This is a genomic window from Methanoculleus horonobensis (genome assembly GCF_001602375.1).
In the GTDB taxonomy this organism is placed as follows: domain Archaea; phylum Halobacteriota; class Methanomicrobia; order Methanomicrobiales; family Methanoculleaceae; genus Methanoculleus; species Methanoculleus horonobensis.
The window spans coordinates 378731-398402 of the sequence record NZ_BCNY01000015.1 but is presented as its reverse complement, the minus strand read 5'-3'; the positions used below and the strand labels follow the sequence as shown (position 1 = coordinate 398402).

At 64.5% G+C, this 19672-nt stretch carries 23 protein-coding genes; 11 read left to right on the top strand and 12 right to left on the bottom strand.

The window, feature by feature from the left end:
• Window positions 1-68: 68 nt before the first annotated feature.
• Together MCUHO_RS09690 and MCUHO_RS09685 are read right to left on the bottom strand one after the other, a co-directional pair.
• Window positions 69-263: a hypothetical protein gene (locus tag MCUHO_RS09690; RefSeq protein WP_235808237.1), complete on the bottom strand. Its 195-nt coding sequence runs from the start codon at window positions 261-263 to the stop codon at window positions 69-71.
• Window positions 264-340: 77 nt separating this feature from the next.
• Window positions 341-625, bottom strand: a complete 285-nt coding sequence (locus MCUHO_RS09685; RefSeq protein WP_067077580.1) for a DUF5661 family protein — start codon at window positions 623-625, stop codon at window positions 341-343.
• 114 nt (window positions 626-739) lie between these two features.
• On the opposite strand from MCUHO_RS09685, the gene MCUHO_RS09680 reads away from it, so the two are divergent.
• The 3 genes from MCUHO_RS09680 to MCUHO_RS09670 all read left to right on the top strand — a co-directional run bounded on the left by MCUHO_RS09680 (window position 740) and on the right by MCUHO_RS09670 (window position 1701).
• The gene (locus tag MCUHO_RS09680; protein ID WP_067077577.1) at window positions 740-1138 is read left to right on the top strand and encodes a hypothetical protein; all 399 of its coding nucleotides are present in this window, start codon (window positions 740-742) and stop codon (window positions 1136-1138) included.
• A 64-nt stretch (window positions 1139-1202) separates the two neighbouring features.
• Window positions 1203-1415, top strand: coding sequence for a KTSC domain-containing protein (locus MCUHO_RS09675; protein WP_067077574.1), 213 nt, complete (start codon window positions 1203-1205; stop codon window positions 1413-1415).
• 46 nt (window positions 1416-1461) lie between these two features.
• Window positions 1462-1701, top strand: a complete 240-nt coding sequence (locus MCUHO_RS09670; protein WP_067077571.1) for a KTSC domain-containing protein — start codon at window positions 1462-1464, stop codon at window positions 1699-1701.
• Between the two features lie 12 nt (window positions 1702-1713).
• Here the strand turns inward: MCUHO_RS09670 and MCUHO_RS09665 are convergent, their stop codons facing one another.
• Genes MCUHO_RS09665 through MCUHO_RS09655 form a run of 3 tightly spaced genes read right to left on the bottom strand, consistent with a single transcriptional unit; the run spans window position 1714 to window position 4098 of the window.
• Window positions 1714-2139 carry a metal-dependent transcriptional regulator gene (locus tag MCUHO_RS09665; protein ID WP_067077568.1) on the bottom strand — a complete coding sequence of 142 codons (426 nt, stop codon included), beginning with the start codon at window positions 2137-2139 and terminating at the stop codon, window positions 1714-1716.
• Window positions 2140-2152: 13 nt separating this feature from the next.
• Window positions 2153-3868 carry a ferrous iron transporter B gene (locus MCUHO_RS09660; RefSeq protein ID WP_067077565.1) on the bottom strand — a complete coding sequence of 572 codons (1716 nt, stop codon included), beginning with the start codon at window positions 3866-3868 and terminating at the stop codon, window positions 2153-2155.
• A complete protein-coding gene (locus MCUHO_RS09655) occupies window positions 3865-4098 on the bottom strand; it encodes a FeoA family protein (protein WP_048113041.1) in 234 nt (77 codons plus the stop codon). Before MCUHO_RS09655 ends, MCUHO_RS09660 begins: the two co-directional genes overlap by 4 nt.
• Before the next feature lie 169 nt (window positions 4099-4267).
• Between MCUHO_RS09655 and MCUHO_RS09650 the strand changes: the two genes are divergently transcribed.
• From MCUHO_RS09650 to MCUHO_RS09640, 3 genes are read left to right on the top strand one after another with little or no spacing between them, the layout of a single operon-like run.
• Window positions 4268-5212: an ROK family protein gene (locus MCUHO_RS09650; protein ID WP_067077562.1), complete on the top strand. Its 945-nt coding sequence runs from the start codon at window positions 4268-4270 to the stop codon at window positions 5210-5212.
• Entirely contained in the window at window positions 5209-5718 is a 510-nt protein-coding gene (locus MCUHO_RS09645) for a dual specificity protein phosphatase family protein (RefSeq protein WP_067077558.1), read from the top strand. Before MCUHO_RS09650 ends, MCUHO_RS09645 begins: the two co-directional genes overlap by 4 nt.
• Window positions 5715-5972, top strand: a complete 258-nt coding sequence (locus MCUHO_RS09640; protein WP_067077555.1) for a YigZ family protein — start codon at window positions 5715-5717, stop codon at window positions 5970-5972. The genes MCUHO_RS09645 and MCUHO_RS09640 overlap by 4 nt, the downstream gene beginning before the upstream one ends.
• Here MCUHO_RS09640 and MCUHO_RS09635 read toward each other — a convergent pair.
• From MCUHO_RS09635 to MCUHO_RS09625, 3 genes are all read right to left on the bottom strand, one after another.
• Window positions 5962-6354 (bottom strand): hypothetical protein, encoded by a 393-nt coding sequence (locus MCUHO_RS09635; RefSeq protein WP_067077552.1) that lies wholly within the window; start codon window positions 6352-6354, stop codon window positions 5962-5964. The two genes, MCUHO_RS09640 and MCUHO_RS09635, sit on opposite strands and share 11 nt — an antisense overlap.
• Window positions 6355-6427: 73 nt before the next feature.
• Window positions 6428-7834, bottom strand: coding sequence for a hypothetical protein (locus MCUHO_RS09630; RefSeq protein WP_201786424.1), 1407 nt, complete (start codon window positions 7832-7834; stop codon window positions 6428-6430).
• Window positions 7827-8543, bottom strand: coding sequence for an ABC transporter ATP-binding protein (locus MCUHO_RS09625; protein ID WP_067078831.1), 717 nt, complete (start codon window positions 8541-8543; stop codon window positions 7827-7829). The genes MCUHO_RS09630 and MCUHO_RS09625 overlap by 8 nt, the downstream gene beginning before the upstream one ends.
• A gap of 228 nt (window positions 8544-8771) precedes the next feature.
• Between MCUHO_RS09625 and MCUHO_RS09620 the strand changes: the two genes are divergently transcribed.
• The 4 genes from MCUHO_RS09620 (at window position 8772) to MCUHO_RS09605 (ending at window position 13075) form a co-directional block, all read left to right on the top strand.
• Window positions 8772-9050: a 2TM domain-containing protein gene (locus tag MCUHO_RS09620; RefSeq protein WP_067077546.1), complete on the top strand. Its 279-nt coding sequence runs from the start codon at window positions 8772-8774 to the stop codon at window positions 9048-9050.
• Window positions 9051-9107: 57 nt separating this feature from the next.
• A complete protein-coding gene (gene glgP / locus MCUHO_RS09615) occupies window positions 9108-11333 on the top strand; it encodes an alpha-glucan family phosphorylase (protein ID WP_328585634.1) in 2226 nt (741 codons plus the stop codon).
• A 171-nt stretch (window positions 11334-11504) separates the two neighbouring features.
• Window positions 11505-12464 carry a hypothetical protein gene (locus MCUHO_RS09610; RefSeq protein ID WP_067077543.1) on the top strand — a complete coding sequence of 320 codons (960 nt, stop codon included), beginning with the start codon at window positions 11505-11507 and terminating at the stop codon, window positions 12462-12464.
• Between the two features lie 5 nt (window positions 12465-12469).
• Entirely contained in the window at window positions 12470-13075 is a 606-nt protein-coding gene (locus tag MCUHO_RS09605) for a hypothetical protein (protein WP_067078827.1), read from the top strand.
• On the opposite strand, the gene MCUHO_RS09600 is transcribed toward MCUHO_RS09605, so the two are convergent.
• The 3 genes from MCUHO_RS09600 to MCUHO_RS09590 all read right to left on the bottom strand — a co-directional run bounded on the left by MCUHO_RS09600 (window position 13072) and on the right by MCUHO_RS09590 (window position 16795).
• Window positions 13072-13737: a hypothetical protein gene (locus MCUHO_RS09600; protein WP_067077540.1), complete on the bottom strand. Its 666-nt coding sequence runs from the start codon at window positions 13735-13737 to the stop codon at window positions 13072-13074. The two genes, MCUHO_RS09605 and MCUHO_RS09600, sit on opposite strands and share 4 nt — an antisense overlap.
• Before the next feature lie 87 nt (window positions 13738-13824).
• Window positions 13825-14325, bottom strand: coding sequence for a HEAT repeat domain-containing protein (locus MCUHO_RS09595; RefSeq protein ID WP_067077537.1), 501 nt, complete (start codon window positions 14323-14325; stop codon window positions 13825-13827).
• 598 nt (window positions 14326-14923) lie between these two features.
• Window positions 14924-16795, bottom strand: coding sequence for a PAS domain S-box protein (locus tag MCUHO_RS09590; RefSeq protein ID WP_067077535.1), 1872 nt, complete (start codon window positions 16793-16795; stop codon window positions 14924-14926).
• Window positions 16796-16953: 158 nt separating this feature from the next.
• Between MCUHO_RS09590 and MCUHO_RS09585 the strand changes: the two genes are divergently transcribed.
• Window positions 16954-17691, top strand: coding sequence for an SAM-dependent methyltransferase (locus MCUHO_RS09585; protein ID WP_067077532.1), 738 nt, complete (start codon window positions 16954-16956; stop codon window positions 17689-17691).
• A gap of 24 nt (window positions 17692-17715) precedes the next feature.
• Here the strand turns inward: MCUHO_RS09585 and MCUHO_RS09580 are convergent, their stop codons facing one another.
• Window positions 17716-19371 (bottom strand): cache domain-containing protein, encoded by a 1656-nt coding sequence (locus tag MCUHO_RS09580; protein ID WP_067077529.1) that lies wholly within the window; start codon window positions 19369-19371, stop codon window positions 17716-17718.
• Window positions 19372-19672: the final 301 nt, after the last annotated feature.

The window sequence follows — 19672 nt, the reverse complement described above, 5'->3', positions numbered from 1 at the left end:
GGGGTTCGCCCCCCACTCTGTTGTCGCCCCGCCGAAGGCCGCCCGCCGGTCTGAAGGTTTTCCGGACACTATCTCTCGAAAAAGACGGCATAGCCCCGGCACCCGCCTTCGGTGGCGGTTCTGAGGACGTGGACGTCCTTCCCGCGGTGCTCCAGTTGCTGGGCGTAGGTTTTTGCGGCCTGCTGGGTCTCGTAGAGCCGTTCGGCGTAGTACTCTCTCTCGTCGATGACCCGACGTTGTCGTATTCCGATCCAATCGGGCATTGGCCTCCGATCCATGCTTTATCGTTGCAGCGGGCGGATAATAGTTCTTGTGTATCGACTGCCGGGCCCGCCAGGCTCTAGGGCGCCTGCGCTGCCTGCTCCGCCCAGTAAGCCTCCGCCTCTTCCTCCATCTCCTCGAGCCGGTTGTAGTAGTCCGGGAACTCGTTCAAGTGGGCAAGCGCTATCTTTGCCGTCAGAAAGAGGTCGTCGTCGGTGACGTTCGTCGCCGGGTCGCGGAGGCCGTGCTCGAGTTCCACGACCATGCCGCGCCGGAACTGTTCGACGTCGAACTCCTCCCAGGTGATGCCGAGCTGCTCGCCCATCGCCTTTGCTTCATCCGCGGTTATGTCTCTTCGTGCCATGTGGATCTCACCGGTGGAGGGTAGCTCTCCGGGGATATGAGCCTGACGGAGGCGTGAGACGGATGAGCCGAAACTTCCTTATTTTCCCGGCGATGACGGTATGTACGGAGAACCATGACGGAACCGGCTGAACTCCCGGGTGCAGGCGTCCGGGAAGCGGGAGGCGATGCCCCGGTGCGGGAGGAGAAGAATCCGATCTTTGCGGCGGGTCTCTCCCTTCTCTTCCCGGGGCTCGGTCAGGTCTATAATGGAGAGACGGGCAGGGGCATCCTGGTGCTTTTCGGGGTTCTCGCGGGGCTTCTTGTGATGCTCATCCCCGGGGCGATCGTCTGGATCTTTTCGGTCTACGACGCCCTGGCGACCGCGCGGCGAATGAACGAGGGAACCGTCCCGTTCCGAAAGATGCGCTTCGTCTCGGCCGTGCTCTTCATGGTCGTCTGGATGGCCGGGGTACTCGCGTTTCTCACCCTTCTCGCGTTCGCGGCGGTTGCGGCCTTCACCAGGGCGATGTAGGTTCCCGCCCCCTTACCGCGTGCCCCCACAATCCTTATCCCCACAACCCCCGTTACCCCCGCCCATGCAGCGCCAGATCGTCGAGTCCACCAACATAAAATCGGTCGGCTACGACCCGGAAGACGAGGTTCTGGAGGTTGAGTTTCATAGCGGCGGAGTCTACCACTACGTCGGGGTGCCGCCCGACGTCTACGAAGGAATGCTCGCGGCACGCTCGAAAGGCCGGTATTTCGGCGACTTCATCCGGCTGCGCTACCCCTACGAGAAGGTCCGGTGAGACCCGCCGCAACCGCTATCATCTTCGCCCGCCACAACCCCCCCGTATGTCCCGACAGTCAGCCGGACGTTCCGGCGCCGTACGATCCGTCGGCTACGACCCGACGACGAAGGCGCTCCTCGTCATCTGCGAGAGCGCCGACGCCTATCGTTATGCCGGCGTTCCAAAAGAGGTCTACGACGCCCTCTTCGCGGCCCCGTCGCGGGGGCAGTTCGTTCGCGAGTCGATAGAGGGCAGGTACCCGCGGGAGAAGTTTCCCTGCATGATGGTGGGGGAGGAGGTCTGACGCGAACCTGCCTCACCGTTCGTGTTTCTGGAACTCCCCAAACGCCGCGAGGCACCGCCGGCCGTCCGGGCTCTTGCTCAGGAACTCGAGAAAGAGCCTGAGGCGCTCCATCGTCTCCGGGCTCACGTGATGCTCGAACTGGCAGGCGTCCGTCTCCGCGGTCTCTCCCTCGACCCCCAGGAGCTCCAGCAGATCCGCAAACGTCCTGTGCCTTCTCTGGAGATCGCGGGCCATCTCTTCCCCTGCCGGGGTCAACGTCGCGCCCGCGTAGGACTCGTAGACGATGAGCCCCTCCTGCTCCAGTTTCCGGAGCATCTCCGTGACCGACGGCGGTTTGACGTCGATCGCTTCCGCGATCCTGCCGGTCTGCGCCCGCCCCTCCTGTCTCTCGAGCAGGCAGATGATCTCGATGTACTCTTCCGTCGTCTTCCTCCGCATCTCTCCTCCCTCCTTAAAACCCGATCAGGATCACCCGCAGCGCGCCCCCGACGAGGAGCGCCGCCGTCACCATCACGCCTGCGGCGGCGAGCATCCCCCGCGCCCCGAGTTCCCGGAGGAGCACAACGAACGTCGCCACGCACGGGAAGTAGATCGTGAGCATCGTCACCGCGATCACGAGCTGTTCCGGGCTCATCCCGAGCGGCACCAGCATCCCCACCGCGAGATCCTTTCTGAGAAAACCTACGAGGAGCGCGACGGCCGCCCCGGCGGGAAGCCCGAGCCAGGCCTCCATCACCGGAGCGAAGGCGGCCGCGAGCAGGTCGAGGAACCCGACCGAATAGAGCAGGTTGACGAGCAGGATACCAAGAAAGAGGTAGGGGATCGCCTCCCCGACGAAGCCCCTAACCCGCATCCAGGTCTTCGTGACGGTCGCCCGGAGATCCGGCGCCCGGTAGGGCGGGATCTCTAAAAATATCTCCGGGCACTCGCCCGGCACGACCCGGTTCAGGATCAGGCCCGCGGCGACGTAGACGAGCGCGAGGGTCACAAAGACCATCACTACGTAGTGCAGACCGAAAGGCCCGAGCACCGCGAAGATCATCGCGATCTGGGCCATGCACGGGATCGCAAGCGACATGAGGGTGGCGGCGATGAACCGCTGCTTCTTCGTCTCCAGCACCCGGGTGGCGAGCGCCCCCGGCACGTTGCACCCGAACCCGAGGAAGACCGGGATGATGCCGTAGCCGTGCATCCCGAGCCGGTGGAAGAAGGTATCGGCCAGCGTCGCGAGCCGGGGGAGGTAGCCGGTGTCCTCGAGGATCGAGAGGACGAGGTAGAACGCCACGATGTAGGGGAGGATCATGGCGAATGGAACGTACAGCCCCGTCGTCAGGAGCCCCATCGACTGGACGTAATCGATCTCGCCGTCGATGAGGTGCCCGATCAGGATCTCGTGCAGGATCCCGGGGCCGAGGAGGTCACTCGCCCTCATGACGATCGGGGTATAGAGGTCGAAGAGCGGCTCGAAGACGAACGATATGAGTCCTTCGCCGATCCACCGGACCGCCAGGAACGCGGCGGCGATGACCGCGAGAGCTATGAAGAGGCCGCTGGTCGGCCGGATGCTCGCCTCGCTGAGCCGGTCGGCGAGGGTGTGGTGCCGGTGGGCGATCGTCTGCACCTCCCCGGTGATCCGGCCGACCGCCACCCACCGCTCCTCCTCGCTCATGGGCTGTATCGTCGCCGAGGGGCATGCCTCGCCGAGCCGCCTCACGAGTTCCCGGATCCCCTCCCCGGAAAGGCCCACGGTCGGGACGACCGGCACCCCGAGGAGCGCTTCAAGTCCGTCGACGTCGATCGCGATCCCCTGGTGGCCGGCCTCGTCCCAGAGGTTGAGCGCGACGGCCGCCGGGACCCCGCGCTCCAGGGTCTCGAGGGTCAGGTAGAGGTTTCTCTCCAGGTTGGTCGCATCGACGACGTTGACGACGACGTCGGCCTCTCCGAGGATCTCCGTGGCGACCTCTTCGGCCGGGTTCGTGGGGGTGAGGGAGTAGGTACCGGGTGCGTCGATCACCGCGGCGGGGCCGTCCGGAAGACGCATCTTCCCGCGGGAGACGTCGACGGTGGTTCCGGCGTAGTTCGAGGTGATGACCCGGGTGCCGGTCAGCCGAGAGAAGATCCCGCTCTTCCCGACGTTCGGGTTGCCCATCAGGACGACGGTCTTCATGCGGCAACGTCCACGACGACTCTTACGGCCATTCCCCGGCCGAGCGTCACTTCCCGGCCATCCACTTCGATCACCACCGGACCGCCGAGGGGGTGACGGGTGACGACGGTGAGGTTCTTGCCTTCCCTGATTCCGATGGTTCTGAGTTTCCGGACAAAGCCCGGATTCCCGATAAATCGGGCGATGGTTCCCTGCATGCCCGGTTCCAGATCAAGCAACGTTTTTTCCATGGCGATCATTTTTAGGTATACCTAAATCTGGTGCGGGAAGTAGATATACCTTACTTCCGTAGCCGCGGTCTCTCTCCCGGATCCGCCGGCCCGGCCGGAAGCAAGGTTTATCCCGGTGGTTCGCGTAATCCGAGAAGAAGAGCACCTGCTGCCCGGAGAAGTGACCCATATGACGACCGTGATTGCCGTTGACCTCGGCGGAACCAACCTCCGCGCCGCCCTGGTAGGCTCGGACGCGACGATACTCGCCCATGACGCCGTCCCGACGCCGACTACGGGATCGTCCGGGGAGGTGATCACCGCCGCGATCGCCGCCCGGGTGGAAGCCCTCCTCGCGTTGCCGGAGGGGAAGGAGGCTGCGGCCATCGGCGTCGCATCGGCCGGCCCGCTGGACCCCGACCGGGGGTGGGTCGTCGACTCCCCGAACATCGCGTTCCCGGTCGTGGAGATCGTCGAGCCGCTCCGGGAGCGGTTCGGGCTTCCGGTCACGCTCATCAACGACGCCCGGGCAGGCGTCCTCGGCGAACGGTGGGCGGGCGCCGCACGCGGCTCCGATAACGTCGTCTACATCACCCTCTCGACCGGCATCGGCGGCGGTGCGGTGGTGAACGCCCTCCTCCTCCTCGGGATGAATGGGAACGCCGGGGAGATCGGGCATATCCCCGTCGATACCCGCTACAACCTCGTCTGCGGGTGCGGGTTTGCCGGCCACTGGGAGGCCTATGCCTCCGCAAAGAACATCCCCGGGTTCTTCGCGGCGTGGCGGGAGGCGGCCGACGTCCGGCATGTCGTCTTCGACCCCTCCTCCACCCGGGAGATCTTCGACGCGGCACGGGCGGAGGATCCGGCCGCCCTTGCCTTCATGGAGGCGCTCGGAGAGATGAACGGCCGCGGGGTCTCGGCGGTCATCGTCGCCTACAACCCCGAGGTGATCGTCTTCGACGGGCCGCTCGCCCGGTACTACGGGGATATCGTGATCCGGCATATGGAGCCGTTCATCGACCGCTACCTCTCGCTTCCCCGGCTTGTCGTCTCCGAACTTGCAGGACAGGCGCCGCTTCTCGGGGCGGCGGCGTACGCGCTCGAGGCGATGAGGAGGGGGCGAGGGGTGTGATCGAGATCTACCAGAACCTGTATATCGGGACGCAGGAGGACTACGAGGTCGCGGTGGAGGCACACGAGACCTGGTGCGTGGTGCACGCCTGCCGGAGCCCCTACCACTGCCTGGCGGTCACCTACTCGCCTCTGGGGACGGTGCCGCCGGATCATCCCGAGCACCTGGTCGCCCGGCGGGGGAACCGGCTGATGCTCAACCTGCTCGATGTGAGGGATCCCGAAGACGTTCCGCAGGAGGCGATCGATGCGGCTCTCGCCTTCATCGACCGGTGTCTCTCGGAGGGGCGGCAGGTGCTGGTTCACTGCGGCTTCGGCGTCTCCCGGTCGGCAGCGATCGGGCTTCTCTACCTCGCGGCCTACACCGACGTCCTGCCGAAGGAGCAGTTTTCCGACGCCGAGGAGGCCTACCGCAGGATATACCCTCCCTATAAACCCGGCCGGGGAATCCGGGGCTTTCTTATGGCGCACTGGGAGGAGTACGCGAGGAGGCGGCTGGCGGCGTGACCGCGGAACCCCTCGCCGCCGCCGCGATCGAGGTCCGGCGATCGCGGTTCTACGCTCACCTTTACCGGGTTGAAGGGCCACAGGACGTCGCGGCGGTTCTCGCCGGCCACCGGGAGGCCTACCGGAAGGCCGCCCATCACTGCGCAGCATTCCGGTGCGGTGCTCTCGAGGAGTTCAAGAACGACGCCGAGGTCGGCCGGGCGTTCCGCGATGCCGGGGAGGCGGCGATCCGCGAGGCAGGGACTACCCGGTGACGAGAGCCTGCTGCCGGGCGGCGGGGATTCCCGCGGGAAGGATTGCCGAGACGGGAGCGAAAGCGGCAGTCCGGGCAAGAACGGCCCGGAGCGCCGCGGCCGGCACCGTGTAGCGCTCGCCGGTGACGAGCTCGAAGACGACCGCTTTGCCTGTCCGCGACCGCTCCGCGCGGCCGACCGTGTCCCCGAGAACCGGGCCCCAGTCGTCGCGAAGCAGCCTGACCCGGGCCGGGTACCGGCCGCCGAGCGCCTGCTGGAGATCGCTGACCCGGGCTCCGAACCGCCTGCCGTCGAGGGCGATCTCGACGATCTGGCAGGGTCGCCCCCATTCGTCGGTCGCGGCGCACCTGTTGTTCTGGAGGTAGCCCGCTCTCTCTAGCATACTCCCGGAGTCGCCCGCGGGGGTTTAAAAACCGCGCCGTGCGGGGGGTGAAAGTGAGAGATGCGACGAGGTTCTAAAACTGTGGCATCTCCCACGCCTGCCACTTCTTCCGCCCGCGGGCGAGGAGAAACACCGCCGGCGCGACGAGGAGGAGGCTTAACGCCGCGTACGCGGGGTCGACGATCGAGACGAAGATGAGGAGCAGGAGCGCCGGGCTTATCGCGAGGAGGTAGCGGAGGAAGACCCAGGCGTGATAGAGCATCACGTTCGGGTGGAGCCCCGTGAGGTAGAGCGTCACCGCGAGGGTGTAGGCCGAGACCGAGGCGAACGCGGCAAGGGCCGGGAGGAAGGTTCCCGCCGCACCGGAGGTCGCCGCCGCGAGCACGAGCACTCCGAGCGGGAGGAGGTTTGCAAGCGCATAACTCTTCAGTTTCGCGTCGATCACCTCCGGGACATCCACCGGCAGGAAGGCGTAGGAGGTGAAGGAGTCGAACTCGGTCAGCCAGTTGTAGATGGTGGCCGATATCACCCCGAGCAGAACCGCGAAGACCACCAGCGGATCGATCCCCGGGATGAACCGGATCAGAACCTGAAGGCAGATCCAGACGAGGCCGAGGGGGAGGAGGAACGAGAAGATCACTTTCCCGGCGCCGCCTTCGCTCCGGAGAAGGTCGAGAGCGTCTTTCGCGATGAAATGTGCGCTCCCGAGGCCGTGGAGCCTCCCCGCGAGAGGGTCGAGACGATTTTTAAACCGCCTCGTCCGATCCGGGTAATCGACGGTGACGAAGAGCACGGATGCGGTTGCCGGCACCAGGATGAGGAGGAGCGCGAGCGCGAGCGGTTCGGGGGCGGGGTCGAGGAAGAAGGCGTAGGGGGGAAGAACGGCTGAGACGGTGATCGCCCCGAGGCGGAACGCCGCGATGGCCGCAACCGCAAGCACCGCCGCAGTTCCGGCGAGGAGCGCGACGGAGCGTGTGTAGAGGGTCGAGAGGAAGCAGACGGCGGAGAGCCCGAGGAGGAAGGCGAGCGCGAGGGAGACGAACGCGAGGAGTCCCAGGAGCGGATCGAGGCCGGTGAACGGCGTCGCTGCGGTGAACCCGGCGGCGAAGGGAAGGACGTAGAGCAGGATGTAGTAGACGGTATCCTTCGCGAGAAACGCGGCGAAGATCCGCCGTTCCGAGACCGGGAGGCTCCGGGAAGCGTAGGCGATGAGGCTTGCCTGCCCGAACCGCCGGTTCATGAACTCCCGGCCCATGAGGCCGAACGACCCCACCATCACGCCCATGAGGAGGAAGAGAGCGTGCATGAGGAGCGCGATCACGTCGAACGGAAAGACGTCTGCGAAGATCGGGAGGGTGAGCGACCCGAGAAAGGCGAAGATTGCGATGACCGCCGGGAAGAGTGCGAAGCCGAGGCTCCCGAAGATCGTCGAATGCATCCGCCACTCTTCCTTCATCATCGCGCGAAAGAGGTCAGGCACCGGCGTCACCCCGCACGAGATCGAGGAAGAAGGACTCGAGATGCCTGCCCGTCGCGACGAGGTCTTCGACCGGGCCGGAGTGGAGGAGCCTGCCGTTGTGGATGATCCCGATACGGTCGCATATCTCCTCGGCGATCTCGAGGATGTGGGTGGAGATGAAGACGGTTCCGCCGCCCTGGACGTAATCCTTGAGGAAGTCTTTGACCGTCCGCTGCATGATAGGATCCAGGTTTATGAGCGGCTCGTCGATGAGGGCGAGTTTCGGTTCGTGGAGGAACGCCTGAGCAAACATCAGTTTCTGCCGGGTACCCCGCGAGAGATCCTTGCAGAGGACGTCCCGCTTGTCCTGGAACTCCAGGAGGTCGAACCAGCGGTCGCACCGCTCGTCGACGGCGTCGAGGTTTCGGATGCTGGCCACGAAACGCAGGTACTCCTCCGCGGTGAGGAAACTCGGCGGCGTCTCCTGCTCGGGGATGATCCCGACAAGCCCCCGGGCCCCGATGGGGTCTTTCACCGGATCGATCCCCATCACCCGGGCCGATCCTGCCGTCGGCGGAATCTGCCCGGTCAGCATCCGGATCATCGTCGTCTTCCCCGAACCGTTCGGCCCGAGCAGGCCGAAGAGTTCCCCTTCCGTGACAGAGAACGATACCCTGTTCACGGCGGTGACGTTGCCGTAATTCTTCGTGAGTTCGGTTGCCTCGATCATCTGCCGCACGTGGGTCACCCTCCTTCGGGTCTTCTTGAAGGAAGATCAGTAGACGGCGCATATAATGCCTTCCAATTTGCTTTTGCCGTCTTGAGGCTGTATCTGCAAAAATACGCCCGAAGTCGAGGCTGTTATCCCGGCACCTCCCCGGGTTGCCGCGAGAGGTGGTCTACCTGCCGCACCGGGGCATGGGCAGGTATAAGTATCCCGGTCTGTCATCGGAATCCCATGGACGAGCAGGATCGATATGCGCGTGCGAGGCGACGAGTCGGTGAGATCCGGGAGTTCTACGAGCACCTCGTGCTCTATATCGCCGTCAACCTCATCCTCTTCGGGATCAACATGCTCTTCAGCCCGGACTCGCTCTGGTTCTACTGGGTGACGTTCTTCTGGGGGATCGGCGTGGTGCTCCACGGGTTCGGCGTCTATGTCGAAGGCCGGATCTTCGGCCGGGAGTGGGAAGAGAAGAAGATCCGGGAGTTTATGGAGCGCGAAGAGCGACGGTGAGCCGGTTCCTGCCCGACCGTTTCCGGTGACAGAAGCACTTATCTGGTGGAGCGGGTAATGCCCGTCGCGATGAAGATGGAGATACCCTACGACCGATTCGCCCACGTCCCGGAACGGATCTTCGGGCTGGTCGACCTGGCATACAACCTCTGGTGGAGCTGGCACTCCTCGGCGAGCACGCTCTTCAAGATGCTGAACCGGGCGGAGTGGAAGATGAGCCGCCACAACCCGGTCAGGATGCTTCTCAATACCCCACCGCGGTTCTTTGAGCGGGCGGCGGCGAACCCGGAGTACCTCCGCCGCTACGATATCATCATGCATCGATTCGGGGAGTACATGGTGCCGGGAACGAGCTGGTTTGCGCAGTATTATCCCGGCCGGACGCCGCTGACGATCGCCTACCTCTCGAGCGAGTTCGGGCTGCACCACTCGCTCCCGTTCTACGCGGGAGGGCTCGGCATCCTCGCGGGCGACCACGTCAAAGCGTCGAGCGATCTCGGCGTGCCGACGGTCGCCGTCGGGTTCATGTACGCCGAAGGCTACCTCCACCAGCACATCGAGGGGAACGGGTGGCAGAGGAACGTCGCGGAGATCCTGGATCGCGACGCCGCCCCGGTTCTGCGGGTGCTCGGTGACGACGGGAAGCAGCTCGTGGTGCAGGTCCCCCTGATCGATCCGCCGATCTACGTCGCGGTCTGGAAGGTACAGGTGGGACGGGTTCCCCTCTACCTCCTGGATACGCATATCGATGAGAACCATCCCGAGAATCGGAGCATCTCCCACCGCCTTTACTTGAAGGAACTCGAGTGCCGGCTCCGGCAGGAACTGGTGCTCGGTATCGGCGGGAGGAAGGTTCTCCATACCCTCGGCGTGGAATACTCGGCGATGCACCTGAACGAAGGACATTCTGCGTTTGCCATACTTGAACGGCTCCGGGAGCGGCTCGTGGCCGGGATGCCTCCCGACGAGGCGCGGGAGCAGGTCAGGGGCACCTCGGTCTTCACCACCCACACTCCTGTGGCGGCCGCCCACGATGTCTTCCCCGAGGATCTGATGGCAAAGTACTTCCGGAGTTACTGCTCGTCGCTCAATCTGACCTGGGACGAGTTCATGGCACTCGGTGATGACCCGCATAACCCGGGTGCCGGGTTCAATATGACTGCTTTTGCGCTCCGGATGAGCCGGTTCCACAACGGCGTCTCCCAGAAGCACGGCGAGGTCGCCCGGGAGATGTGGCAGCCGCTCTGGCCCGATCTCCCTCCCGAGAAGATCCCGATCGACGCCATCACGAACGGCGTCCACATGCCCTCGTGGTTGAACCACCGAATCGAGGCGATCTTCGATCGGTATATGGATCCGGTCTACCCGAACTGGCGGGAGGACTACGACAACCCGGCCATCTGGGAGATGGTCGATGAGATCCCGGACGAAGAGCTCTGGCGCGAGCACCAGTGGCTGAAGATGAAACTCTTTGCCCGGATCCGGGATCGGAAACGCCGCAAGTGGGCGAGGCACCGGGATGAGCCTGCAAACCTCGCTGCCGAAGGGCTCATGCTCGACACCTCGGCGCTGACGATCGGGTTTGCCCGCCGGTTTGCCGAGTACAAGCGAGCGGATCTCATCTTTGAGGACATCGACCGGCTTGATCGGATCGTGAACAACCGCTGGAGGCCGGTGCAGTTCATCTTCGCCGGGAAGGCTCATCCGGCCGACGATCGGGGCAAGCGGATCCTGCAAAAGATCTACCAGTACTCGCAGGATCCGCAGTTCGGCGGTCGGATAGCGTTTGTCGAGGACTACAGCGAGCAGCTTGCACGCTACATGGTTCACGGCGTCGATGTCTGGATGAACACCCCCGTCCCGCTGATGGAGGCGAGCGGCACGAGCGGTATGAAGGCGGGGATGAACGGGGTGCTGAACCTCTCGGTTCTGGACGGCTGGTGGGTCGAGGGATACAACGGCAGGAACGGCTGGGGCTTCGAGGGCCACGCCCCCTCCGCGGAGGGTAACCAGCCGGACGCGAAGACGATCTACGACCTCATCGAGAACGAGGTTGCGCCGCTCTACTACTCGCGGACGATGGACGATGTCCCGCACAAGTGGGTCCGGATGATGAAAGAGTCGATAAAGAGCATCGCCCCGCAGTACTGTTCCATCCGGATGCTCAAGGATTATGTCACCAGGTACTACCCTTCGGTCTGCAGGTATGCGGCCGGACCGGGAGAGCAACTGGCCGGACTCGAGGGAGTCTGCCCTACGGAGATCACGCCCAGAATGAGGTGATACGGAACCGACGCCGCCTCCTCCGGCAGGGTGGCGCCCGGAACCGTTCGCCCCCTCTTCAATCTCCCCTATTAACTTGTTTCGGAACAAACCTCGGCCTGATCACAACAGTTAACGTTTTTTAACGGTAGATAGCAAATACCTCTACCGGAGGCCGTTGCTGGTTCTGCTATGGAGTGGAAGGACGTCATCCCGGTCATCGCGGGTGCGGTCGTGATCCTGGTCGTAGCCCTCATAGTGAAACCCGCTCTCCTCGGGGAGCCTATTGGCTTTGGCTCTCGCGATCCGGCCCCGATCGGCAGTCCGCCCGCATACATCCCGCCCGCGCCGATACCGACGGCAACGCCGTTCCCGGACGACGGCGAGGTCTCCACGCGGAACTTCCGCTGGACGGCGATCGACGGCGGCGTCCAGACGACGGAGGTCACGGTTCCGGAGGCGCTCTTCCTTGCGCACCGGGGAACCCCGCGGTTCAGCGACTATACCTCCTGGGGGAGGTATGCACTCGCGGACGCCGACCGGCCGGTTCTCGCGGATCTCGCCCGCCGGATCGCGCCCCCCGCAGCCAATCCGGACGAGGATTACTTCCGGTTGATGAACGTCGTCTTCTTCGTCCAGCAGATCCCCTACGATATGGACGACAACACGACCTCCTACACCGAGGGCGTCCTTCCCCGCTATGCCATGTACCTGGAGGACGGCGTCGAATATCCGAAATACCCCGTCGAGATGCTCGTCGACGGGAGGGGGGACTGCGAGGATGCGGCCATCCTGATGGCGGGGCTCCTCGACGCCCTCGGCTACGACACGGTGCTGCTCCGATACTCGGATCACATGGCCCTCGGCATCCGGATGAACGAGTTCAACCCCTGCTACGCGAGATACACGCCGAGATACTTCACACATGAGGGGCAGCATTACTACTACGTCGAGGGAACGAATTTTGAGTGGGGAAACGTCTCGGTCGGCTCCACGGCGATCTGGGGAAGACCGCTCGCCATCGGGGACGCCGCCGGCACGGGTCTCCCGAGCGTGCAGTCGGAGACCCCGGAGATCGTCCCGCTCCGCTACGTCCCCAGGCCGGGGGAGTACCGGATCTCTCCCGCCCGCCTGCCGGCGAATGGGGTGTGATGGACATGAATCCCGATACCCCCGAACCGTCCGGCGGCCTGAAGATCCCGAAACTGCCGAAACTGGCCGTCGATCGGAGGAAGGCCCTCACCGCTGCCGGGGCGGCGGTTGCCGCGATGGTTGTTCTGCTGGTCGGGGGGATGCTTGTTATGGATTACCTGGAGGATCAACAGATTGCGGCGTTCCGCAGCCACATCTCGGCATCGGAGGCCGATCTCTTCCGGGTCTACGGAAAGACCGCCTCGTATATGCGCACCTCCATAGACGACCTCTCGGTTGCCGAATGCGACGCTCATGCCCGGGAGTTTGCGGCAGTCGCGAGGTACGGCAGAGACGTTACGGCCTACCATCGCCAGATCGTCGCGGCAGATGCCGTCCCGGAGGCCTACACCGGAGCGCAGTCGACCTATCTCCGGGCACTCGACAACCTGAACCGTGCGTTCACGTACTGGTCGTCGGCCGCGGGCGCCTACGATATGCGCGATTACGGTGCCGCAAACCGGAATCTCGCAGAAGCGGACAAGGCGTGGCGGGAGTACGCCGCCGCGATCGCGGATTACGATCGCGAGCTCCGCGCCGCAGAAGAGGGGACGGAAGTTCCTCCCGCCTAGACGAGGTACTTCTCCGGGACGGAGATGGTGATCTTAAAGGATTCCAGCGACTCCGAACGGGTGACGAAGTAGTAGTTGTCATACCCTTCCCGGATGAGGAACGTCTTATCCTTTTCTACGGAGTTGCTGGTTGTAGCGTTGCTCTCGACCTCGAGTATATCGCCCCGGAAGTATCGAATCTCCTCGACGAGCCGGTTCGGGTCATCGGGATCGCGGATCTCCACTACGAGCCAGGGGTAGTCGGTTCCCGCCGTTGCGCTCACGGTGACCGCCCAGTAAGGGAACGGGATATGGTAGACCTCGGTGGTCAGAACGCGGCGCCCGTAAAGGCCGTCGTCGCAGGATACCGCCGCATACTCCACCATCTTCTCGGAGACGCGGATGTCGTTTGGCGGTCTCATCATCGTCGCCGTGGGCGTCGGGGTCATCGAGAGGTGATAGGCCGCGGGGTCGACGAACCCCACGCTCTGCGGCTGATCCTTCCCGCGAGGGGGCACGTGGGGCGTCGGGGCCGGCTGGTTCCCGCCCACCGCCTGCATCTCCGTCGGCGCGGGTGTCTGGGAGACCGGCTGCGCGTCTATGGTGTCCCCCTCGGCCGTGCAGCCTCCGGCGATGACGGCGCCTATAAGCAGGATCAGGACGAGGATATGGCGCCCTTGCATACTGATCTCTTGTTTGCGGGCTCTATTAGAAGTTACCCATCAATGCCGCTCGGAAGCCGGCTAAAAAGAGGTGCCCGGAGGGGAACTTCACGTCCCCTCGAAGGCCTCCATGGCAAGGCCTCTGAACCCCTCGCCCGACTGCTCGAACTCCTTCTCCACCTCGGCAATCCCCACGGGGTCGCCGAGTTTCAGCAGGGCCGCGGCGGTCAGGGCGCGGCAGCACTCGGATTGGCTTGTCCTGAGGGTGCCGACAAGCGGTTCGACCGCTCTCGGGTCGCCGATCTCAGCAAGCGCCCAGATCGCCGGGTTCTTGATCTCGTCGTCCGCGACGAGCACGACCCCGACGAGCGGCTCCACCGCTTCGGTTCCGGCCCGGGCGAGCGCCATCGCCACGCTCCACCGTGCATCGCTGTCGACGGCAAGCAGCGTCCGCACCAGCGGCCCGACCGCCGGTGCTCCCATGGCCCCGAGGGCACCGATCGCCTGCAGGCTGGTGTAGGTGTCGCCGTTGAGCATGGCGTGCATCAGCGCCCGGATCTCCATGTTGTCCTCCTCCTGTACCTCTCTCCTTTCTATGGTCTTCTGCATCTCCTCACCTCCTGGCAAGAAGGGGGATGCCCGGGGGTACAATAAGCCTTTACGAACCAGAATCGTCGTGCGGTACTGTGGATCTGTACTGCCGGGCATAGGTTCTTATACCCTCGGGGATGGCCGTGACAGTGCTCGCGCTCCTGTCCTCGAAGACCCTCGGTCTTCTCGCGCTCCGGCCCTTCGGCCCGTCGCCCCTCACACCTGGCGGTGCTCGCGCTCCGGCCCTTCGGCCCGTCGCCCCTCACACCTGGCGGTGCTCGCGCTCCGGCCCTTCGGCCCGTCGCCCCTCACACCTGGCGGTGCTCGCGCTCCGGCCCTTCGGCCCGTCGCCCCTCACACCTGGCGGTGCTCGCGCTCCGGCCCTTCGGCCCGTCGCCCCTCACACCTGGCGGTGCTCGCGCTCCGGCCCTTCGGCCCGTCGCCCCTCACACCTGGCGGTGCTCGCGCTCCGGCCCTTCGGCCCGTCGCCCCTCACACCTGGCGGTGCTCGCGCTCCGGCCCTTCGGCCCGTCGCCCCTCACACCTGGCGGTGCTCGCGCTCCGGCCCTTCGGCCCGTCGCCATCGAAAAGTTTCGCGTTTTCTCAAATTACTGCCCTACCGGGCAGTGACTGCCGCCATCATCCCGATCACCCTGCCCTCCTCGGCCACGATCGGCGTCCCGAGGAGGTCCGCCTGGAACTTCTCGCCGCCGTTTCGGAGGCCGGCAACCTCCCCGTGCCAGAATCCGCCGTCGATGACTGTCTGGATGATGCCCTTGATCTCATCCGGGCGCTCCCAGAACCGGGAGAAATGCGATTCCTGAACTTCTTTAGGGTTCGGGTAACCCCAGAGGGTCAGGAAGGCGTCGTTTGCGTAGGTCACCACCCCACCCGGGTCGAGGAGGGCGACCGCCCGCCGGGTGGAGGCTATCGCCCGGTCCTTGATGAGAAGTTCCTGCTCCCGCCGCCGAAGGTCGGCGATATCCGCGACGAGGAGGTGGTAGGCCCGCGTCTCTTCGGTGATATCCTCGCAGGTCGAGTACTCTGTCCCGTCGCAGAGGGTGACGGTGCGGGAAAGAACTGTCTTCCTCGACCCGTCCCGGCACCGGACGGTGAACGTCCGGGGCCTGACCTGGCCCGGAACCGACCGTTCGAGATCCGATCGCCAGGCACCGAGTGCCTCCTGCCGGGCTTCTTCATCCGGAAAGATCAGCCGGGTCCATTCCGTGACCGTGGGCATCTCGTCCGGGCCGTAGCCGAAGATCTCCACGAACCTCCGGTTGACGTAGAGAAATCGCCTTTCGCGGTCGATGAGCGCGACCCCGAAGGGTGACGAGTCGACCATCCCCCGGAATCGGGCCTCGCTTCTCTTGAGCCGCTCGGCGGTCTGCCGCCGGGCGAGGGCGATCGAGGCCTGCCGGATGAACGACTCGATCGTCTCGCGGTTCTCAAGATCCCTTCCCGGGGGGAGGAAGATCCCGGCCATCCCGAAGATCTCCTCCTGCCAGACCAGCCCCATGACACAGAGCTTCGCGATATCGAACCTGGTGAGGATTGCCTCGCAGACCTCTTTTGGGATCCCCCTGAAACAGAGATCGTAGAGCGACCACGATGACGGCTCGGGGCGGAGGACGAACTCCTGGAGGCCACGCATTGAGAGGGGAGTCTGGTGATAGGGGGCGTCGAAGATCCGGATGATCGGGAGCGCCAGGCCGACGGGGTCCCGTCCCAGGAGTTCCGTGAGCCCTTCCCGGAATCCCCCGCCCGCGACCGGCCGGATGACGAAATGCCGGTCGGCCTCATCGTAGGAGAAGAAGTAAGCAAACGCTCCCGGCGCGAGTTCCGCAAGCCCGTCGATGATGTACCGGTAGATGTCCTCCACCGGTTGCAGATCGACGAGGTCGATCGCCGTCCGCGCGAGGAACGATGTGTTCCGGAGGTACTGCTTCCGCTCGGTGATATCCTCGAGCACGATCGTGCAGCCCTTCTCCCCGTCCTCGAATGTCGTCGGGATCGCCTGCATCTGGTAGAAGACCACCCCACCGTCGTCCCGCCGGTGGGAGATGTCGGCGATCACCTGCTCCCGCTCGAGCCCCTCGACGACGGCGAGGGCTTCGGGGGATGAGACGACGGGAAGCGTCATCTCGTGAATGTTCTGCCCGATGATCTCGTCTTTAGCACGCCCGAAACGCCTGAGGCACTGGTCGTTCGCCTGGACGATCGTGAGGTCGGCGTCGATGACCAGGATCAGGTTCTTCGTGAAGCAGAGGAACGCCGAGAGTGGCACGCGTTGCGCGATGGAATAGACCTTGGCGTTGCCGACGAGCCGTGCCTCGACCTGGCCCGCCGCCTGCATCACCTCGAGATGTTTCGAGACCGAGTTCCGGTTTGCTCCGAGGGCCTTCGCGATCTCGGTGATCGTCATGCCCTTCGGCCGGAACCTGAGAGTCCGCAGGACTCTCCCGGGGATATCCCGCTCCGGCTGCATACCGTCTCGGTGCGTGATATGCCGTCTGGCATATATGGTTATGCTCCTGATAGCGGACTCCTCGCTGGCGGGTTGGGCACCTCCGTTGGGGGTGCAGGGATTTAAGCGGGGAGTGCATACCCTGTACGACAGGCCAGGCGCCCGGAGGACCCCCGAAGATGGAGCAGAACGAACTCGTCAGTATAACCCAGGGAACGCTCGCGATCATGAACCCGACTACCCCGGAGAAGGTGCTCGCCGCCGGCCGGGCTGCGGGGCTCAAGGAAGGCTCCCGCGTCGTGGAGGTCGGGTGCGGGAACGGTACGATCCTTGCTCTCTGGGGGCGCGAGTACGGGATATCCGGCCTCGGGATCGAGGCCCGGGAGGATGCCTGCCGGCGGGCGGAGGAGACGTTCCGGGCTGCGGGGCTTCACGACCGGCTCCGTGTCCGGTGCATGGATGCCCGTAGTTACGTCCCCGACGAACCGTTCGACCGTGCCGCCTCGATCGGTGCGTCCCATATCCGGGGCGGGTTTTCGGCGACGCTCGACGCTCTCCTCGACCTGGTTCACGACGAGGGAACCATCGTTATCGGCGACCGTTACTGGCAATCCAGCCGCGTCCCACCTGATTTTGCCCGGGAGTGGCCCGAGATCCCGACCGAGTACGAGATCCTGGGTATTGTGCGGGATGCCGGGCTCGACGTCGCCGCCGTCGTCCGGTCGAGCGCGGACGACTGGGATCGCTACGAGTCGGGGATCTGGCAGTCGATCCTCTCCTGGCTCGGCGAGCACCCCGGTCACCCCGACCGCGACTTCATGGTCGATTACCTCCATCGCATCCAGGACGAGTACTTCGGCTACGGCCGCGAGCACATGGGCTGGGCGCTCTACGTTCTGGTGCCCGGGTTTTATTAGGCGATAAAAAAAGGAAGGTTCCGGTTACGCCCCGGCGTATACGCCCGAGCCGACGAACCACTCTTCGTCAACCGGGGCCACGTAGCAGAGTTTCAACTCGTCGAGCCCGGTCTCGGGGTTATAGTAGGTGATATAGACGAACCCGCCTCCGCTCTCTGCGGCGACGGTCTCGAGCAGGATCACCCGGACACCGTACCGGTCTTCGAGGTCGAAACGGTTCTCCCCGATGTATTCCGGCTGGTACGGGAGGGCGAGTGTCATTCCATCCGTTCTATAGGCGAAGATATACGCTCCGCCGTCGGCAAAGTCGCCGGAGAGGTCGTTGAACGCGGCGCACGCCGCCTCTTTTCCGTGCTCCTGCGCGTAGTCCCGTGCAGCCTTCACCCGCTGCACGAGCGTCTCCCTGACCTCCGTGTCGAATTCAGTCCCGACCGCGGGGATGTAGGTTCCTGAGCCGACGAACCAGGTCTCGTCCACGGGGAGGACGTAGCCGAGTTTGAGCTCTTCGGCGTACTCCCGCGCAGGGTTCGGGTAGAGATAACAGATGCTGCCGCCGCCTTCCGCTGCAAGCCTGCTCATCCCGGCGATGTAGGCAACCCCGCTCGAGTCGTGCACCTCGCTGCGATTGGTGCCGATGAACCCCTGCTGGAAGGGGAGGGCGAGAACGGTGCCGTTCATGTCGTAGGCGAAGATGTAGAGCTCGTCCCTGACGAAATCGCCGTCCGGGTCGTTGAAGGCGGAAATGGCTTCGGTGCGTCCGTGCTCACGTGCATAGAGAGCCGCCTCGGCGACAAAGGCCTTCATCTCGTCGTCGGCATCCGCCACAGGCGGCCTTTCGCCGGCTGCGGTCGGCACCTCTTCCGCACCAGGGCTCCGGGTGACGACGACGCGCCACTCCGCCCCGTCGATGCCGGCGGTTCCCCATACTGCTTCCTTCGTCACGTTCCGCTCCCAGTTCCGGTCCCAGAACGAGTACTCGAGCGATCCCGAGGGTTCGGTGACGATTCGGGAGAAGACCCTCTGGAGGGTCGGGGACTGGTATGCAGGGTCTGAGAAGAGGTTCTTCCCGATCTCTTCGGGCGTCGTGTCGTAGATAACCCGCCCGTCGGTCTGCGTCACCCAGATATCGTACGGGGTGGCGTTCGTCAGGGGCGCAACCATCCGGCCGATGAGGGCGTCGGGACGGTATGCGATACTCACGAACCCGAGGTACTCCCCTCCCTTCCCGAAGATGGGATGACTCTGGGCAACCCCGGCGTATCCCTCTTTAAGCGGGAAGACCTCGCTTACGAGCGGCACCTGCTCCCGCACCGCTCGCGCGGTCTCCGGGTGGGACGAGATGTCGCTCTCTACCGTGTCGGCGTAGTTATCGGGCACGGCCATGGCCACGATGCCGTCGTTCGTCACCACCAGGGTCGACTCCGTATAGGGGTGGTTCAGCATCGCCTGCTGCACCGCCTCCTTCCCGGCGGCGCTCGTGAGCCCGGCCTCGCCGAGTACCCGTGCACTCTCGCCTGCCGAGGCTCTTACCGACGCGAGTTCACCGTTTATCCCGGCGACGGCCTCTAGAAGAACTGCCTCCCCGTCCTCCCCTACAGGGGGCCGGTTCTCTTCCGTGCAGCCTGCCCCGAGCACCGCGACGGTGATGAGAAGGGCGGCAATATATGCAGGTATGCGCATAACCGGAGTTATACTGGAGAATTATTAAATATACTCTATTTTTACAGGATTGTTGGTGAAAGGAGGCGTAATGGCCGCCCCTGCCGGTCTCCGGAGTGCCTTCGGCTGCGGTCGGCAAGGCCTGTACCGGCAGACCACACGGGGGATGAACTCGTGGGTATCAGGGACGGGCCCGGGAGAGATCAGGAGCGGGTGCACACCTTCTTCAACAGCGATCATGCGATCTTCGAGGATGCGGGAGTGATGATGCGCCTTCTCGGGCAGGGGTCTCGCGGGTGAAGGCGGAGAACGATCGTCTCCC

Bases quoted from the DNA above. Each gene is read 5' to 3' on its own strand.
- MCUHO_RS09690 (WP_235808237.1), bottom strand. From the start codon at position 263: ATGCCCGATTGGATCGGAATACGACAACGTCGGGTCATCGACGAGAGA.
- MCUHO_RS09685 (WP_067077580.1), bottom strand. From the start codon at position 625: ATGGCACGAAGAGACATAACCGCGGATGAAGCAAAGGCGATGGGCGAG.
- MCUHO_RS09680 (WP_067077577.1), top strand. From the start codon at position 740: ATGACGGAACCGGCTGAACTCCCGGGTGCAGGCGTCCGGGAAGCGGGA.
- MCUHO_RS09675 (WP_067077574.1), top strand. From the start codon at position 1,203: ATGCAGCGCCAGATCGTCGAGTCCACCAACATAAAATCGGTCGGCTAC.
- MCUHO_RS09670 (WP_067077571.1), top strand. From the start codon at position 1,462: ATGTCCCGACAGTCAGCCGGACGTTCCGGCGCCGTACGATCCGTCGGC.
- MCUHO_RS09665 (WP_067077568.1), bottom strand. From the start codon at position 2,139: ATGCGGAGGAAGACGACGGAAGAGTACATCGAGATCATCTGCCTGCTC.
- MCUHO_RS09660 (WP_067077565.1), bottom strand. From the start codon at position 3,868: ATGAAGACCGTCGTCCTGATGGGCAACCCGAACGTCGGGAAGAGCGGG.
- MCUHO_RS09655 (WP_048113041.1), bottom strand. From the start codon at position 4,098: ATGGAAAAAACGTTGCTTGATCTGGAACCGGGCATGCAGGGAACCATC.
- MCUHO_RS09650 (WP_067077562.1), top strand. From the start codon at position 4,268: ATGACGACCGTGATTGCCGTTGACCTCGGCGGAACCAACCTCCGCGCC.
- MCUHO_RS09635 (WP_067077552.1), bottom strand. From the start codon at position 6,354: ATGCTAGAGAGAGCGGGCTACCTCCAGAACAACAGGTGCGCCGCGACC.
- MCUHO_RS09625 (WP_067078831.1), bottom strand. From the start codon at position 8,543: ATGATCGAGGCAACCGAACTCACGAAGAATTACGGCAACGTCACCGCC.
- MCUHO_RS09620 (WP_067077546.1), top strand. From the start codon at position 8,772: ATGGACGAGCAGGATCGATATGCGCGTGCGAGGCGACGAGTCGGTGAG.
- glgP (WP_328585634.1), top strand. From the start codon at position 9,108: ATGCCCGTCGCGATGAAGATGGAGATACCCTACGACCGATTCGCCCAC.
- MCUHO_RS09610 (WP_067077543.1), top strand. From the start codon at position 11,505: ATGGAGTGGAAGGACGTCATCCCGGTCATCGCGGGTGCGGTCGTGATC.
- MCUHO_RS09605 (WP_067078827.1), top strand. From the start codon at position 12,470: ATGAATCCCGATACCCCCGAACCGTCCGGCGGCCTGAAGATCCCGAAA.
- MCUHO_RS09600 (WP_067077540.1), bottom strand. From the start codon at position 13,737: ATGCAAGGGCGCCATATCCTCGTCCTGATCCTGCTTATAGGCGCCGTC.
- MCUHO_RS09595 (WP_067077537.1), bottom strand. From the start codon at position 14,325: ATGCAGAAGACCATAGAAAGGAGAGAGGTACAGGAGGAGGACAACATG.
- MCUHO_RS09590 (WP_067077535.1), bottom strand. From the start codon at position 16,795: ATGCAGCCGGAGCGGGATATCCCCGGGAGAGTCCTGCGGACTCTCAGG.
- MCUHO_RS09585 (WP_067077532.1), top strand. From the start codon at position 16,954: ATGGAGCAGAACGAACTCGTCAGTATAACCCAGGGAACGCTCGCGATC.
- MCUHO_RS09580 (WP_067077529.1), bottom strand. From the start codon at position 19,371: ATGCGCATACCTGCATATATTGCCGCCCTTCTCATCACCGTCGCGGTG.